Origin of the sequence: Kitasatospora sp. NPDC127121 (assembly GCF_042677305.1) — a bacterium.
Lineage (GTDB): Bacteria > Actinomycetota > Actinomycetes > Streptomycetales > Streptomycetaceae > Kitasatospora.
This window is the reverse complement of the sequence record NZ_JBHXTQ010000022.1, coordinates 17115-31302: the sequence shown is the minus strand read 5'-3', so window position 1 is coordinate 31302 and position 14188 is coordinate 17115. Positions and strand designations below refer to the sequence as shown.

Here is a 14188-nt window from a genome sequence, read left to right as displayed (position 1 = left end):
GCGACGGAACGACGGAACGGGCCGGCCCCGCCGAAGCCTGGGGCCGGCCCGTCCCGCACCGTCAACCTCAGCCGGCCGCCCGCAGGTTGGCCGCGACCCAGGCCACGACGTCCCGGGTGGACGTGCCCGGGGTGAAGATGTCCGCGACGCCCATCGCCTTGAGCTCGGCGATGTCGTCGTCCGGGATGATCCCGCCGCAGAAGACCTTGATGTCCGCCGCGTCGCGCTCCTTCAACAGCTCCAACACCCGTGCGCACAGCGTCATGTGGGCACCGGAGAGGATCGACAGCCCGATGCCGTCCGCGTCCTCCTGGATCGCGGTGTCGACGACCTGCTCGGGCGTCTGGTGCAGCCCGGTGTAGATGACCTCCATACCGGCGTCGCGCAGGGCGCGCGCAATGACCTTGGCGCCACGGTCGTGACCGTCGAGCCCCGGCTTGGCGACCACCACACGGATCGGCCCCGACACACTCATGACTGCCTCCTGGACCTCGTCGTCCACCATCCGACCGGACCTCGCGGGCCACGGGTGCGGTTAACGGCCAATAACCAACCTGAGGGGAGGTTAGCGCCACCCGGCCCGGTTGGCCGCGCCACCTCCCAAGAGGAGGGCAAAGTCACAGCCCCCGGCCTTGCTACCAGTGGGTATGCCCGTCCACCCGTCCACCGCACAGACCCTCGGCCGACCTCTTGACAACCGGAGGTTTTTCCGGGGCGTCGGCCTTGCGGCTACAGTCTCGGCTGATTTCTCCCCGCTTCCCCCGTACCGCTTTTCCCTGCCGCTTTCCCCGCCGCTCCCCTGCCCGACGACGCGCCCCAGGCCCACCGAGGAGGCAGCCCCCGATGGCTCCCGACGCAGCCGCCCGCCCGACCCGTGCGGAGCTGCGCCTCGCCGCCCGCGAGGAGTCCCGCACCCAGCGCCGCGGCGCCGCCAAGGCCGCCACCAGAACCGCGCTGCTGCGGGTCGCGCTGCCGTCGGTGGCCGCGCTCGGGGTCGCCGCCGCGGCGGCCGTCACCGTGCGGGGCGAGGCCGATCAGCACGCCCAGGCGGCCGGCCGGACGGCACGGACGGCGGTCGACGCCCCGGACGCCCAGGGCAACCCGAACAGCCCGAACAGCCCGGCCGACGGCGGCGCCGAGGCCGCCAAGACGGCCGCCCGGCAGGCGGTCGCGGCCGGCGACCCGGCCCAGGCCTCCCGCGGCGACGCCCGCCAGCCGCTGGCCGGCGCCCAGCCCGCCGACGCCCAGGGCACCCCGGGCGCGCAGCCGAGCGCCGAGCCCGTCAAGCCCAAGGTGGTCATGCCGGTCGCCCGGCACGGCCTCGGTGAGCTGTTCGGCGAGGCCGGCACCCACTGGGCCAACCGCCACACCGGCATCGACTTCCCGGTGGACGGCGGTTCCGAGGTGATGGCCGTCACCGACGGCACGATCCGCACCCAGTGGAACCCGTCGTACGGCTACATGACGGTGCTGAAGATGCCCGACGGCACCGAGGCCTGGTACTGCCACCTGCGGGCGTACAAGGTCCGCAAGGGGCCGGTGAAGCAGGGCGACGTCATCGCCTTCGTCGGCAGCAGTGGCAACAGCACCGGGCCGCACCTGCACTTCGAGATCCGCCCAGCCGGCAGCGGGCCGGTCGACCCGCTGCCGTGGTTCCTCTCGAACGGGCTCGACCCCCGCTGAGGCCCCGTCCGGCCTGGGAAACGCTCTAGAGCTTCTCCACCGGCGCGTAGCGCAGCAGCAGCTGCTTGCGGCCCTCCGAGCCGAAGTCGACCGTGGCCTGCGCCCGGTCGCCGACGCCGGTGACGCCCACCACCGTGCCCAGCCCGAAGGTGTCGTGGGTGACCCGGTCCCCGACCGCGAGCGAGACGGCGTCCCGTTCGACGGCCTGGCCGCCGCGTCGCGCCGACTGCCCCCAGCCCGCCTTCGGCTTCGACGAGGCCGACGAGCCCGAAGAACCCGACGAGGAGCGCGAACCGCCGCCCCCCGACGAGGACTTGCCCCAGGACGACCCCGAGGAGAAGCCGCGCGCGGCCGGCGCCTGCGCCGCCCCCCTCCGCTTCCACTCCACCAGGTCCTCCGGGATCTCCTCCAGGAACCGCGAGGCCGGGTTGTACGCGGGCTGCCCCCAGGCGCTGCGCAGCACCGAGCGGGTCAGGTAGAGCCGCTGCCGCGCCCGGGTGAGCCCCACGTAGGCGAGCCGCCGCTCCTCCTCCAGCTCCTTGACCTGGTTGAGCGCCCGCATGTGCGGGAAGATCCCGTCCTCCATGCCGGTCAGGAAGACCACCGGGAACTCCAGGCCCTTGGCGGTGTGCAGGGTCATCATCGTGATGACGCCCCGGCCCTCCTCGTCGTCCGGGATCTGGTCGGAGTCGGCGACGAGCGCGACCCGTTCCAGGAAGTCGGGGAGCGAGCCGACCGGCGGGGTGCCCTCCTCGTCGGCGTCGGGCCGCTCGCCCGGGTCCTGCTCGTACTCCAGGGCGACGGAGGCGAGTTCCTGGAGGTTCTCCACCCGGGTCTCGTCCTGCGGGTCGGTGGAGGCCTGGAGTTCGGCCAGGTAGCCGGTCTCCTCCAGGACGGCCTCCAGCACCGCGGCCGGGCCCGCGCCCGACTCGACGACCTGCCGCAGCCCGGCCATCAGGACGTTGAACTTCTTCACCGCGTTGGCCGAGCGCGCGGCCATCCCGTACGCCTCGTCGACCCGCAGCAGCGCCTGGGCGAAGGAGATCCGCTCCCGCGCGGCCAGCGCGTCGACCATCGCCTCGGCCCGTTCGCCGATGCCGCGCTTGGGCACGTTGAGGATCCGGCGCAGCGGCACGGTGTCCTCCGGGTTGGAGAGCACCCGCAGGTACGCCAGGACGTCCCGGACCTCCTTGCGCTCGTAGAAGCGCACCCCGCCGACCACCTTGTACGGCAGGCCGACCCGGATGAACACCTCCTCGAACACGCGGGACTGGGCGTTCGTCCGGTAGAAGATCGCGACGTCACCGGGCTTGGCGTCGCCCGCGTCGGTGAGCCGGTCGATCTCGTCGGCGATGAACTGGGCCTCGCCGTGCTCGTCGTCCGCGACGTAGCCGACGACCTTCTCGCCGTGCTCGCCGGCCGTCCAGAGCTTCTTCTCGCGCCGGTTGGCGTTGCGCTCGATGACGGCGTTGGCGGCGCTCAGGATGGTCTGCGTGGAGCGGTAGTTCTGCTCCAGCAGGATCGTGGTCGCGTTCGGGTAGTCCTCCTCGAACTGGAGGATGTTGCGGATCGTCGCGCCGCGGAAGGCGTAGATCGACTGGTCCGCGTCACCGACGACGCACAGCTCGGCCGGCGGCACCTCGGACAGGCGCCCGGCGGCCGGGTTCACGAACTCCCCGTCCACGGTGCGCTTCGGCGCGGCCGCGACGGATCCGCCGCTCAGCTCGCGGACGAGCATGTACTGCGCGTGGTTGGTGTCCTGGTACTCGTCGACCAGGATGTGCCGGAACCGGCGCCGGTAGTGCTCCGCGACGTCGGGGAAGGCCTGGAGCAGGTTCACCGTCGTCATGATGATGTCGTCGAAGTCCAGCGCGTTGGCCTCGCGCAGGCGCCGCTGGTAGAGCGTGTACGCCTCGGAGAGCTTCTTCTCCATCGGGTTGGCGGCCTGGTCGGCGAAGGTCTCCTCGTCGATCAGCTCGTTCTTCAGGTTGCTGATCTTCGCGGTGAAGGACTTCGGCGGGAACTGCTTCGGGTCCAGGTCGAGGTCGCGGCAGACCAGCGACATCAGCCGCTGCGAGTCGGCCGAGTCGTAGATCGAGAAGCTGGAGGTGAAGCCCAGGACCTTGGACTCGCGGCGCAGGATCCGCACGCACGCGCTGTGGAAGGTCGACACCCACATCGCCCGGGCCCGCGGGCCGACCAGCGCCTCGACGCGCTCGCGCATCTCGCCGGCGGCCTTGTTGGTGAAGGTGATCGCCAGGATCTCGCCCGGCTGCACGCCGCGGGCGCCCAGCAGGTGGGCGATCCGGTGGGTCAGCACCCGGGTCTTGCCGGAGCCGGCGCCGGCCACGATGAGCAGCGGCGAGCCCGCGTGCAGCACCGCCTCGCGCTGCGGGTCGTTCATGCCCTCCAGCAGCTGTGCCGGATCCACCACCGTGCGGACGGCGCCGTTGCGGTACCAGGCGTCCCGCGCGGTCTCGGCGGCGTGGTCGGTCTGGAACAGCCCCTCCGGGATGGCCTCCTCGTAGGCCTCGTACGGGGCGTCGTCCTCGTACGGCGGGGGCTCCTCGTCGAGGGGCACGGCGGGCTGCTTCGACCCGGCGGCGGGTGCCTCGAAACCGGGGAGCGGGAGGTCGTCAAAGAGGCTACTCATGGCACTCCGAGTCTATGGCCACCCACCGACAAGCCCGCCCGGCCCGGAGAAAACCGGACCGGACGGGCTCGCGACCGGGGCTCAGCAGCACATGGGCTCGGCCGCCCGGGCCAGGGCTCAGACCAGCCGGCGGGCGGTGGCCCAGCGGGTCAGTTCGTGCCGGTTGCTCAGCTGGAGCTTGCGCAGGACGGCGGAGACGTGGCTCTCGACCGTCTTCACCGAGATGAAGAGCTGCTTGGCGATCTCCTTGTACGCGTAGCCGCGCGCGATCAGGCGGAGCACCTCGCGCTCGCGCTGGGTGAGGCGGTCCAGGTCCTCGTCGACCGGCGGGGTGTCGGTGGCGGCGAAGGCGTCCAGGACGAAGCCGGCCAGCCGGGGCGAGAACACCGCGTCGCCGTCGGCGATCCGGAAGATCGCGTTGACCAGGTCGGTGCCGGTGATGGTCTTGGTGACGTAGCCGCGCGCGCCGCCGCGGATGACGCCGATCACGTCGTCGGCGGCGTCCGACACCGACAGGGCGAGGAACTTGACCCCGCCCTGCTCGCCCATCAGCCCGGCCGAGCGGCGCAGCACCTCGACACCGCCGCCGCCGGGCAGGTGGACGTCGAGCAGCACCACGTCCGGCCGGGTCTCGGCGACGACCCGCACCGCCGACTCGACGTCGTCGGCCTCGCCGACCACGTCGATGCCGGTCGCCTCGGTGCGGCCGATCTCGGCCCGGACCCCGGTGCGGAACATCCGGTGGTCGTCCACCAGGACGACTCTCGCGGTGCGCTCCGGCGCTGCCTCAGTCATTCGTTCTCTCCATCTCCAGCTCGACCTCGGTCCCGCCGTCCGGCGCGGGCCGCACCCGTGCGGTGCCGCCGTTGCGCTTCATGCGGCCGATGATCGACTCCCGTACGCCCATCCGGTCCTCGGGCACCGTGTCGGGGTCGAAGCCGGGACCGTGGTCGCGGACGAACACCGACACCGTCTTCCCCTCCACCTCGGCGTAGACCTGGACCGGTCCCCCGCCACCGTACTTGGCCGCGTTGACGGTCGCCTCCCTCGCGGCCTGCATCTGGGCCGCGATCCGGTCGTCCATCGGGCAGTCGCCGACGATCACGACCTCGACCGGGACGCCGTGCCGGTCCTCGACCTCGGCGACGACGGCGCGCAGGCTCTCCGCCATGGTGTCGGGAGCGGCCTCGGCGGCGGCCTCCGGGCGGTACAGCCACAGCCGCAGCTCGCGCTCCTGGGCACGGGCCAGCCGCAGCACCTCCTTGGGGTCCTCGGCCCGGCGCTGGATCAGGGTCAGGGTGTGCAGCACCGAGTCGTGGACGTGCGCGGCGATCTCGGCCCGCTCCTGGGCGCGGATGCGGGCGGTGCGCTCGGCACCGAGGTCCTGCCACAGGCGCAGCCCGTACGGGCCGAGCAGCACCAGCACCCCGGCGAGCACCGCGAGCGAGGCCTCGACCACCGAGCCGAGCGTCGAGCCGCTGCCCTGCATGGCGAGGAAGGCGATGGTGCCGGCCACCACGAGCAGCACGCCGGTGCCGACCCGGGTGTAGGCGCCGCGCCGCTTGTCGCCCTCCTCCAGGCCGAACCAGCGCTGCCAGCGCGAGTCGTCGGCCTGCCGCCAGACCAGCGCGACGCCGACGCCGATCGCCAGCAGCGGCCAGGTGTACGGCTTGGCGGTCTGCAGGCCGAGCGCGTTGAGCAGGGCGGTGATGCCGATCACCATCATCACCAGGGCGGCGAGCTGGCCGAGGCCGCCCTGCCCGGTCTTGCCGGCCGCGCTGTCCTCCCCCTCCGCGGGGGCCGCGGCCGGCTCGCCCTGGAGGGCGTGCTGGAGCAGTTCGCGCAGCCGGCCGAGCCAGCCGCCGCGGCCCTTGTTCAGCGCGCCGCCCGGCTGCTGCCCCGACCCGGTCGGGACGAAGGCGCCGTTGACGTACACCCAGTGGGCGGCGCCGCGCTGCGCGGGCTCGCCGATGCCGATCGGCACCACGAACCAGAACGCCGCGTACAGCAGGGTGCCGATCCCCTGCGCGAAGAACAGCAGCACGAACGCGAGCCGCACCCACCGCACCGGGAGCCCGAGGTGCACCGCGAGCCCCTGCGCGACGCCGCCGAGCATCCGCCCCTGCGGGCTGCGGTAGAGCCGGCGGTACGGCGGCCGTCCGCCGTCGGGCGCGGTCGGGTCGGTGCCGCCCGACGGCACGGCGTCGGGGGCGAGGGATCGGGGGTCGGAACCGGGTGCTGCCACGCCACCGATGGTTCCACGCCCGCGCACGCGGACGCATCAGGGTGTGTCCCTGACCCCTTCTCAGGGACAAGTCAGGGTCCGGGCAGGGCTCGCACCGGTTGGGCCGGGCCGGGGCAGCCGGGAGGATGGTGCCCATGACCGACGACCACCGCATCCAGGAGACCGGGCCCGCCGCCCCGCCGGAACCGGAACGCCCCCCGCTGACCAGGACCGAGCACCACCGCGTGGTGGCCGGCGTCTGCGGCGGCCTCGGGCGGCACCTGGACATCGACCCGGTGGTCTTCCGGGTGGTCACCGTGGTGCTCTGCCTCTCCGGCGGCCTCGGGCTGTTCCTGTACGGCCTGGCCTGGCTGATCGTCCCCACCGAGCCGGTGCCGGACGGCCGGGGCGGCACCCGGCACGGGCGCACCGAACTCCAGCGGGTGCTCACCGGCCGGGTGGACGGCCAGTCGGTCGGCGCGGTGCTGCTGGCCGTGATCGGTACCGGGGTGTTCTTCTCCTCGATGGGCCAGGACGACCAGCTGTTCCCGCTGCTGCTGCTCGCCGGACTGGTCTTCCTGGCGGTGCGCTACGACCCGGACCGCCGCCGCGGCCGGGCGCGCCGACGCCGCCCCGGCGGCCCGTACGACCGCCACTACCCCGACGGGGAGCAGTACGGCCCGTCCCCGTGGTCCGGGGCGGAGGACGACGAGGCCGCCCGCGCCCGGCACGCGGCCGAGCGCGCCGCCGGAACGGTGCCCGCCGACTCCCCGGCCCCCGGCCCGACCGGCTACCTGTGGGACCCGCGCCACCCCGAGCGCAACCCGTACGGCGCCGGCCCCACCCCGCCGTTCGGCACCCCGGTGCCGCCGGCGGGCGGCCCGGCCCAGCCCTGGTGGCAGCGCGTCGACCTGCCCGCGGGCGACCCGCTGCGCAAGGACGGCCCGGCCTGCCGGCCCCGGCCCGCCGCCGCCCGGCACCCCCGGGAGCGGTCCGCGCTCGGCTTCTTCGGCCTGCTGCTGGCGATCGGCGCGGGTGCCGCGGTCTGGTCCGTCTCGGCCGGCCACACCAGCGTCACCGTGCTGAGTGCGACCGTGCTGGCCACCGCGCTGCTGGTGATCGGCCTGACGCTGCTGATCGGCTCGAAGTTCGGCCGGGCCCGCAAGCTCGCGGTGACGGGCCTGATGCTCACCCTGGCGCTGGTCTTCGTCGGACACTCCCCGGACTCCATGCGCAACGCCGTCGGCCAACGCGACTTCACCGTCGTCGCCTCGGCCGACCTCCAGCCCCGGTACTCCCTGGGGGCCGGCCAGCTCCGGCTGGACCTGAGCGGGCTCGACCCGGCCGGGACCACCCTCACCAGCAAGGTCGAACTCGGCGCCGGCGAGCTGACCGTCATCCTGCCGCCGGACGTGACGGTGAACCTGGTGGCCCGGGTGGGCCTCGGCGACGTCTCCGCCCCCGGTGACCGCAACGACGGCACCGGCCGCCACACCTACCTGCTGCCACCGGGCAGCGGCCATCCGTCCAAGGGCACATTCGATCTCGAACTCGCGGTCGGGATCGGCAACATCAAGGTGGTCCAGCAGTGAGGAAGCACCGGCTCGACCTGTTCTCGCTGATCGCGGGGGCGCTGTTCAGCACGATCGCGGTGGTCTACCTGGTCGCGGCGCTCAACGACCAGGCGGTGAACGGCCGGATCGTCATCCCGGTCACCTTCATCGTGCTCGGCCTCGGCGGCCTGGCCGGCGCGGTCGCGGCGGTCGCCCGGCGCGGCCGCACCGACCGCCAGGACTGAACGCGCCCGATCAGGCTCAGCTCTGCAGCGGCCCGAGGTTCAGCTTGTCGCCGGCCTGGGTGACGGTGTACTTCGGCAGCGGTTTGACCGCCGGCCCGTTGACCACCGCGCCGGTGGCGGCGTCGAACCGGGAGCCGTGGCAGGGGCAGTACAGCTGGCCGTTCTTCGGGGCGTCGACCGCGCAGCCGGAGTGGGTGCACACCGCGGACAGGCCGCAGTACTGGCCCGCCTTGGGCTGCACGATGTAGACGGCGTCCCCGGTGGCCGGGTCCTTGACCTGGGCCGAGCCGCCGACCGGCACGCTCGCGGCGGCCACCGAGGGGGCCGGTCCGGACGGCGCCGGGGTGGTGGCCGGGGCCGCGGACTGCTTGGGCGCGGAGTGCTTGGCCCGGCCGAAGGTCCGGGTGAGCGACCCGGTGAGCAGCCCGGCGCCGCCGATCGCGACGGCGGCGATCCCGCCGTCCACCAGCGCCCGGCGCCTGACGCGGTCCTCGCCCAGCCCGCGCCCCCGATCCCGGCCGGCCCGCCGGGCGAGGTAGCCGTCCACCGACAGGTCCGGGGTGCCGGCCAGCAGCAGCGGTGTCCAGGCCATCAGGTAGCCGAGGTCGTTGCCCAGGTAGTACGGCGAGACGCTCCAGCTGATGGACAGCCAGAGGCTGAGGTTGATCATCGCGCCGCCGAGCGCCGCGACCCGGCCCCAGAGGCCGAGCAGGGTGCCGAGGCCGACCGCCAGCTCGCCGAAGGCGACGGCGAGCGCGAACAGGGTGGGCGCGTCCAGGGCGGCGCCGAGCAGGAAGGAGATCGGGCTGCCGCCCTTGACCACCTGGGCCTGCGAGACGAACGACGCCGGGTCGGCCGCCCCGGCCAGGTAGTGCGCGTCGGACAGTTTGTCGAGGGCGGCGTACACGAAGGTGACGCCGAGGAAGAGCCGCAGCGGCAGCAGCGCGTACCGGGACGCGGACGCCCGCCACTGCGCCGCCCGGTCGGCCAGACCGGCCGCTCCCCCGACGCCCGCTTCCCCGTCACCCGCCACGGAGTTGCCAGCCTCCGACATCGCTCACACCTTCCCTCGCGGCCCGCCACTCCCTGACAGGTCCGGTCCGCATTCTGCCCGCTCCCGATCGCTTTCGGTGGGAGGTCCCCACCCGGGCGGCCGCCCCACCGCGAACGGCCGTGCCGCCGCTCCCTGGTACGGGAACGACGGCACGGCCGTTCAGCAGCGGCTCAGCGGCCGGCGGGAGTGCTCACTCCCACTCGATGGTGCCCGGCGGCTTGCTGGTGACGTCGACGACGACGCGGTTCACGTCGCGGACCTCGTTGGTGATCCGGGTGGAGATCTTGGCCAGCACGTCGTACGGCAGGCGCGACCAGTCGGCGGTCATGGCGTCCTCGGACGAGACCGGGCGCAGCACGATCGGGTGACCGTAGGTGCGGCCGTCGCCCTGCACGCCCACGCTGCGCACGTCGGCGAGCAGCACGACCGGGCACTGCCAGATCTCGCGGTCCAGGCCGGCCGCGGTCAGCTCCTCGCGGGCGATCGCGTCGGCGTCGCGGAGCAGGTCCAGCCGCTCCTGGGTGACCTCGCCGACGATCCGGATGCCCAGGCCCGGGCCCGGGAACGGCTGGCGCTGGACGATCTCCTCCGGCAGGCCCAGCTCCTGGCCGACCATCCGGACCTCGTCCTTGAACAGCTTGCGCAGCGGCTCGACCAGCTGGAACTGGAGGTCCTCGGGCAGGCCGCCGACGTTGTGGTGGGACTTGATGTTGGCGGTGCCGGTGCCGCCGCCGGACTCCACCACGTCCGGGTACAGGGTGCCCTGGACCAGGAAGTCGACCGACTCGCCGTGCTCGCCGGCCTCGGCGACGATCTCGGCCTGCGCCTGCTCGAAGACCCGGATGAACTCCCGGCCGATGATCTTGCGCTTCTCCTCGGGGTCGGTGACCCCCTTCAGCGCGTTCAGGAAGCGCTCCGCGGCGTCGACCACCTTCAGCTGCACGCCGGTGGCCGCCACGAAGTCCTTCTCGACCTGCTCGGTCTCGCCCTTGCGCATCAGGCCGTGGTCGACGTACACGCAGGTCAGCTTGGAGCCGATGGCCTTGTTGACCAGGGCCGCCGCGACCGCGGAGTCCACACCGCCGGAGAGGCCGCAGATCGCGCGCTTCTCGCCGACCTGGGCGCGGATCAGCGCGACCTGCTCCTCGACCACGCTGCCGGTGGTCCAGGTCGGGGCGAGGCCGGCGCCGCGGTAGAGGAAGTGCTCCAGGATCTGCTGGCCGTGGTCGGAGTGCAGCACCTCGGGGTGGTACTGCACGCCGTAGAGGCGGGCCTCGTCGTTCTCGAAGGCCGCGACCGGGACCACCGCGGTGGACGCGGTGACGGTGAAGCCCTCCGGGGCGGCGGAGCAGGCGTCGCCGTGCGACATCCACACCGAGTGCTCCGCCGGAACGCCCTCGAACAGGGTGGAGCCGGTGCGGCTGACGGTCAGCGGGGTGCGGCCGTACTCGCGGGCGCCGGTGTTGTCGACCGTGCCGCCGAGGGTCTTGGCCATCAGCTGGAAGCCGTAGCACATGCCGAAGACCGGGACCCCGGCCTCGAAGATCGCGCGGTCGAGCTGCGGCGCGCCCTCTTCGTAGACCGACGACGGACCGCCGGAGAGGATGATCGCCTTCGGGTTCTTGGCGAGCATCTCGGCGACCGGCATGCTGCTCGGCACGATCTCGCTGTAGACCCGCGCCTCACGCACCCGACGGGCGATGAGCTGGGCGTACTGGGCGCCGAAGTCGACCACCAGGACGGTGTCGTTGTCCGGCGCGGACTGGACGGGAATTGCAGAGGACACAGACGGCCTTCCGGCAGCGGTACGAGAGGTGTCACACCGAACCGCTTCCCCGGCGGGGGCCGCGGCGGCGACGGGTGGGGGTGTCTGGACACCGATTCTACCGGGCTGTCCGGTTTCACTCGTCTGCCCGTCCAAACGACCGTGACCGGACGGGGCCGCCTTTCGTTGCTTCAGACGACCGTACGACCGCGCCGCGCCCGCCAGACGCGCCGCCTTCGCCCCGGCCAGGGGCGCCGCCGTACGGACTTGCAGGACCACGCGTGGAGCTTCATCCCAGTCCACCGGCGCATGTGGCGCCGCCGACCCGGCCCCGCCGGGAGTACGGCGCCGTGGGACCGTGCGCGGGTGCCGCGGCCGGACAGCAGGGGACAGCGACCCCGGCCGCGACTGGACCGAGAGGTGGGACGGCCGGTCCCCGGGGACGCCCGGGCCGGTCGTCGCACCCCCGTCGCGAGCCGGGCACGCCCGGGCGCACACCCTTTCCCGTCCCGCGCCGCTACGCGCGTCCCCGTGCGCCGCAGCCACCCACACCACTACGCACCGTGATCATCGACGCCTCGTGTCGACACCTGCCCACAACCGCCCGACGGGGCGGAACGAGGCCTGCACCCGCGCCCGAGCCACACCCGGGAGTCGGCACCCGCACCAAATGTGCCGGGTCGAACTGTGCCGAATCGGTTGCAGAGCAAGCCCTTCGTCCAGCACGATGCTGCGTGGAAGCGGTTCTCCCGGCGGCCGGCAGGCTCACCGTGGAGGCCCCGACCGATGCCGCCGCACTGGGCGGCAGCCCCGTACGCCACCTCACGCTCCGTGAGCGAAGGCCCGGCGCAGACCTGCGCGCCGACCCGCCGCACCGCGAGCGTGCGCGCCCCGCGCCACCGGCCACCCACGCCGGGCCGCGACGGCGCGACCCCGAAGCCGACCGACCCGACGGCGCCCCTCCCCCGGCGCCGTCACCCCCAGCACCGGCGCAGCCCTGACGCCGCGTGCTGAGCGACAAAGGGCCCCGTTCCCCCGCGGGGCCCTTTGCCCTGTCCGGGCCGCCCGGCTCAGGGCCGCTCCGCTCAGACCGCTCCGCCCACGGCTGCCCGGCTCAGGGCTGCTTGCGCCAGACGCTCGGATCGACCGGCTCCTCGGCCGACGCCCCGGGCGGCGGCACCAGCGGCGCGTCGTCCGAGCCGACCACGTCGCCCACCCCCGCCCCGGGGGCGTACGGCTGCGGCTCCGGCCCGGCCTCGTACGGCGCCCCCGGCGGCGGCACCACGCCGTACGGGGGCGCGCCGTACGGCGGAGCGCCGTAGGCGTCCTCGCGGGCCACCGCGCCCCGGCCGCGGACGGCCGCCAGCAGCGGCGGCACCAGCAGCGCGCCGATCGCCGCCCAGACCAGGTTGGCCACCAGCACGCTGGCGAAGCCCAGGTTGATCGAGGTGTCCCGGGACACCTCCGTCTGGTTGGCGAAGGTGTCCCACCCCGCGACCGCCGAGGACGTCGAGGTCGTCATCAGCGCACCGCCCACCGCCATCAGCGCGGTGAGCGCCACGGCGTGGACGGCCGCCAGCCGGAGCCGGTCGGCCGCGTCCAGCCGCCGCCGGTACGCCGACCAGCCGAGGACGCCCGCCGTGGCGAGGGCCAGCAGGCCGGTCCAGCGCCAGTCGGCGGTCTGGTCGTGCAGGTCGAAGAAGGAGATTTCCCCCCTGTCGGGGGTGTCCCGCCAGTCGCCGCCGATCGCGACCGCCGCGTCGCTCGCCCCGCCGCTCGCCCCGTTGAACGCCTGCAAGGTCGCCCCCGAGCCCAGGCCGAGCAGGCCCAGGCCGAGGTTGGGCAGGAAGGCCGCCGAGACCGGGGTCTGCCAGCCCTCGTCGCTGTTGACGGCGACCAGCACGAAGCCCGTCACCGAGGCCAGTCCCAGTGACAGTGCCAGCGCCCGGCCGGCCGTGAGCGCGGCGACCGCCCAGCCGCGCACCGCCCGGCTGCGCCAGGCGGCCCAGCGCAGCGCGTCGGTGCCGTGGACGGCGAAGGCCGTCAGCGCGGCGAGCAGGGCCGTCCAGCCGGTCGCCTCCAGCCAGCCGGAGTCCACGGTGTACGTCACCCCGAGGGCGCGGCCGACGAGGCCGGTGCGCTGCGGCTCCCAGGACGTCCCGCCGGCCAACCCGAGCAGCGCGGTCACCGCGGCCAGGACCACCGCGGTGCGCAGCGCCTCGCCCGCGGCCTGGGCCCGGGTGAGCTGGAGGCCGGCGGCCCGGCGGCGGCGTGCCGCGGTCCGCAGGCCGAGCCAGAGCGCCAGCGCCCACAGCACGGTGACCGTCAGCGGCACCGCCCGGAGCAGCGCGTCCATGCCCGCCGCGTCGCCGCGTCGCAGCGCGGTGGTGTACCCGAGCTTGAACGGCGCACCGAGCGCGCTCAGCGCCATCGACAGGGCGGCGCCGAAGCGCTCGCCGAACCCGGGCGCCCGGACCAGGTAGGCGTACTGGTAGTCGCTCGGGACCGCCACGATCAGCGCCGCCAGCAGCAGCACGGCGGTCGGGGCGATGGCGACCAGGAGCGCCGGGCGCCAGTCCGCGCCGAGCAGCCGGCTCAGCACGTTCGGCCGGCCGGCCCGCGGGTCGTACGGCTGCCCGGCGCCCCAGCTGCCCAGCGTGGGCGGCCCGGCGGGCTGCGGGTGGCCCGGGCCGTAGCCGGGCGGCGGGCCGTACCCGGGCGCGGGCGGCGGCGGCCCGTAGCCGGGCGGCGAAGGCGGAGGCGGCGGCGGGTACCCAGGCGCGGCGGACGGCGGACCGTACGCCGGCGGGGGCGGTACGGCGGGCGGAACGGCGGGAGGTACGACGGGAGGTACCGCGGGAGGTACCGCGGGCATGGCGGCCGTCGGCGGGGGCGGCGTCAGCGGCCGCCCGCACGAGACGCACGCGGGCGCCCCTTCCACCGATGCCGCGCCGCACGCTGCGCAGATGGCCATGGACCGGTTTCCCCCCGCTCGACGAGTTCCTGGTCCC

10 protein-coding genes and 1 pseudogene are annotated in these 14188 nt (G+C 74.2%); 3 read left to right on the top strand and 8 right to left on the bottom strand.

Annotated features, from left to right (window positions below):
• Nucleotides 1-67: 67 nt before the first annotated feature.
• Entirely contained in the window at nt 68-475 is a 408-nt protein-coding gene (locus tag ACFVHI_RS14105) for a cobalamin B12-binding domain-containing protein (protein ID WP_063351339.1), read from the bottom strand.
• Nucleotides 476-843: 368 nt separating this feature from the next.
• Between ACFVHI_RS14105 and ACFVHI_RS14100 the strand changes: the two genes are divergently transcribed.
• A complete protein-coding gene (locus ACFVHI_RS14100) occupies nt 844-1683 on the top strand; it encodes a M23 family metallopeptidase (RefSeq protein ID WP_380338911.1) in 840 nt (279 codons plus the stop codon).
• A gap of 25 nt (nt 1684-1708) precedes the next feature.
• On the opposite strand, the gene pcrA is transcribed toward ACFVHI_RS14100, so the two are convergent.
• The 3 genes from pcrA to ACFVHI_RS14085 form a co-directional block, all read right to left on the bottom strand.
• Nucleotides 1709-4336 (bottom strand): DNA helicase PcrA, encoded by a 2628-nt coding sequence (gene pcrA, locus ACFVHI_RS14095; RefSeq protein WP_380338909.1) that lies wholly within the window; start codon nt 4334-4336, stop codon nt 1709-1711.
• A 117-nt stretch (nt 4337-4453) separates the two neighbouring features.
• The gene (locus tag ACFVHI_RS14090) at nt 4454-5131 is read right to left on the bottom strand and encodes a response regulator transcription factor (protein ID WP_063349012.1); all 678 of its coding nucleotides are present in this window, start codon (nt 5129-5131) and stop codon (nt 4454-4456) included.
• The gene (locus tag ACFVHI_RS14085; RefSeq protein WP_063351338.1) at nt 5124-6536 is read right to left on the bottom strand and encodes an ATP-binding protein; all 1413 of its coding nucleotides are present in this window, start codon (nt 6534-6536) and stop codon (nt 5124-5126) included. The genes ACFVHI_RS14090 and ACFVHI_RS14085 overlap by 8 nt, the downstream gene beginning before the upstream one ends.
• Nucleotides 6537-6715: 179 nt before the next feature.
• Here ACFVHI_RS14085 and ACFVHI_RS14080 point away from each other — a divergent pair, with 179 nt between their 5' ends.
• Both ACFVHI_RS14080 and ACFVHI_RS14075 read left to right on the top strand, forming a co-directional pair.
• Nucleotides 6716-8152 carry a PspC domain-containing protein gene (locus tag ACFVHI_RS14080; protein ID WP_380338906.1) on the top strand — a complete coding sequence of 479 codons (1437 nt, stop codon included), beginning with the start codon at nt 6716-6718 and terminating at the stop codon, nt 8150-8152.
• A complete protein-coding gene (locus ACFVHI_RS14075) occupies nt 8149-8358 on the top strand; it encodes a hypothetical protein (protein WP_380338903.1) in 210 nt (69 codons plus the stop codon). The genes ACFVHI_RS14080 and ACFVHI_RS14075 overlap by 4 nt, the downstream gene beginning before the upstream one ends.
• A 16-nt stretch (nt 8359-8374) precedes the next feature.
• Here ACFVHI_RS14075 and ACFVHI_RS14070 read toward each other — a convergent pair whose 3' ends face one another.
• The 4 genes and pseudogenes from ACFVHI_RS14070 to ACFVHI_RS14055 form a co-directional block, all read right to left on the bottom strand.
• Nucleotides 8375-8659 carry a Rieske (2Fe-2S) protein gene (locus tag ACFVHI_RS14070; RefSeq protein ID WP_279634955.1) on the bottom strand — a complete coding sequence of 95 codons (285 nt, stop codon included), beginning with the start codon at nt 8657-8659 and terminating at the stop codon, nt 8375-8377.
• A 204-nt stretch (nt 8660-8863) separates the two neighbouring features.
• Nucleotides 8864-9412: pseudogene (locus ACFVHI_RS14065) on the bottom strand (DoxX family membrane protein); the annotation flags it as partial.
• 190 nt (nt 9413-9602) lie between these two features.
• Nucleotides 9603-11198, bottom strand: a complete 1596-nt coding sequence (gene guaA / locus ACFVHI_RS14060) for a glutamine-hydrolyzing GMP synthase (RefSeq protein WP_063349008.1) — start codon at nt 11196-11198, stop codon at nt 9603-9605.
• Between the two features lie 1093 nt (nt 11199-12291).
• Nucleotides 12292-13779: a hypothetical protein gene (locus ACFVHI_RS14055; RefSeq protein ID WP_380338900.1), complete on the bottom strand. Its 1488-nt coding sequence runs from the start codon at nt 13777-13779 to the stop codon at nt 12292-12294.
• Nucleotides 13780-14188 lie beyond the last annotated feature (409 nt).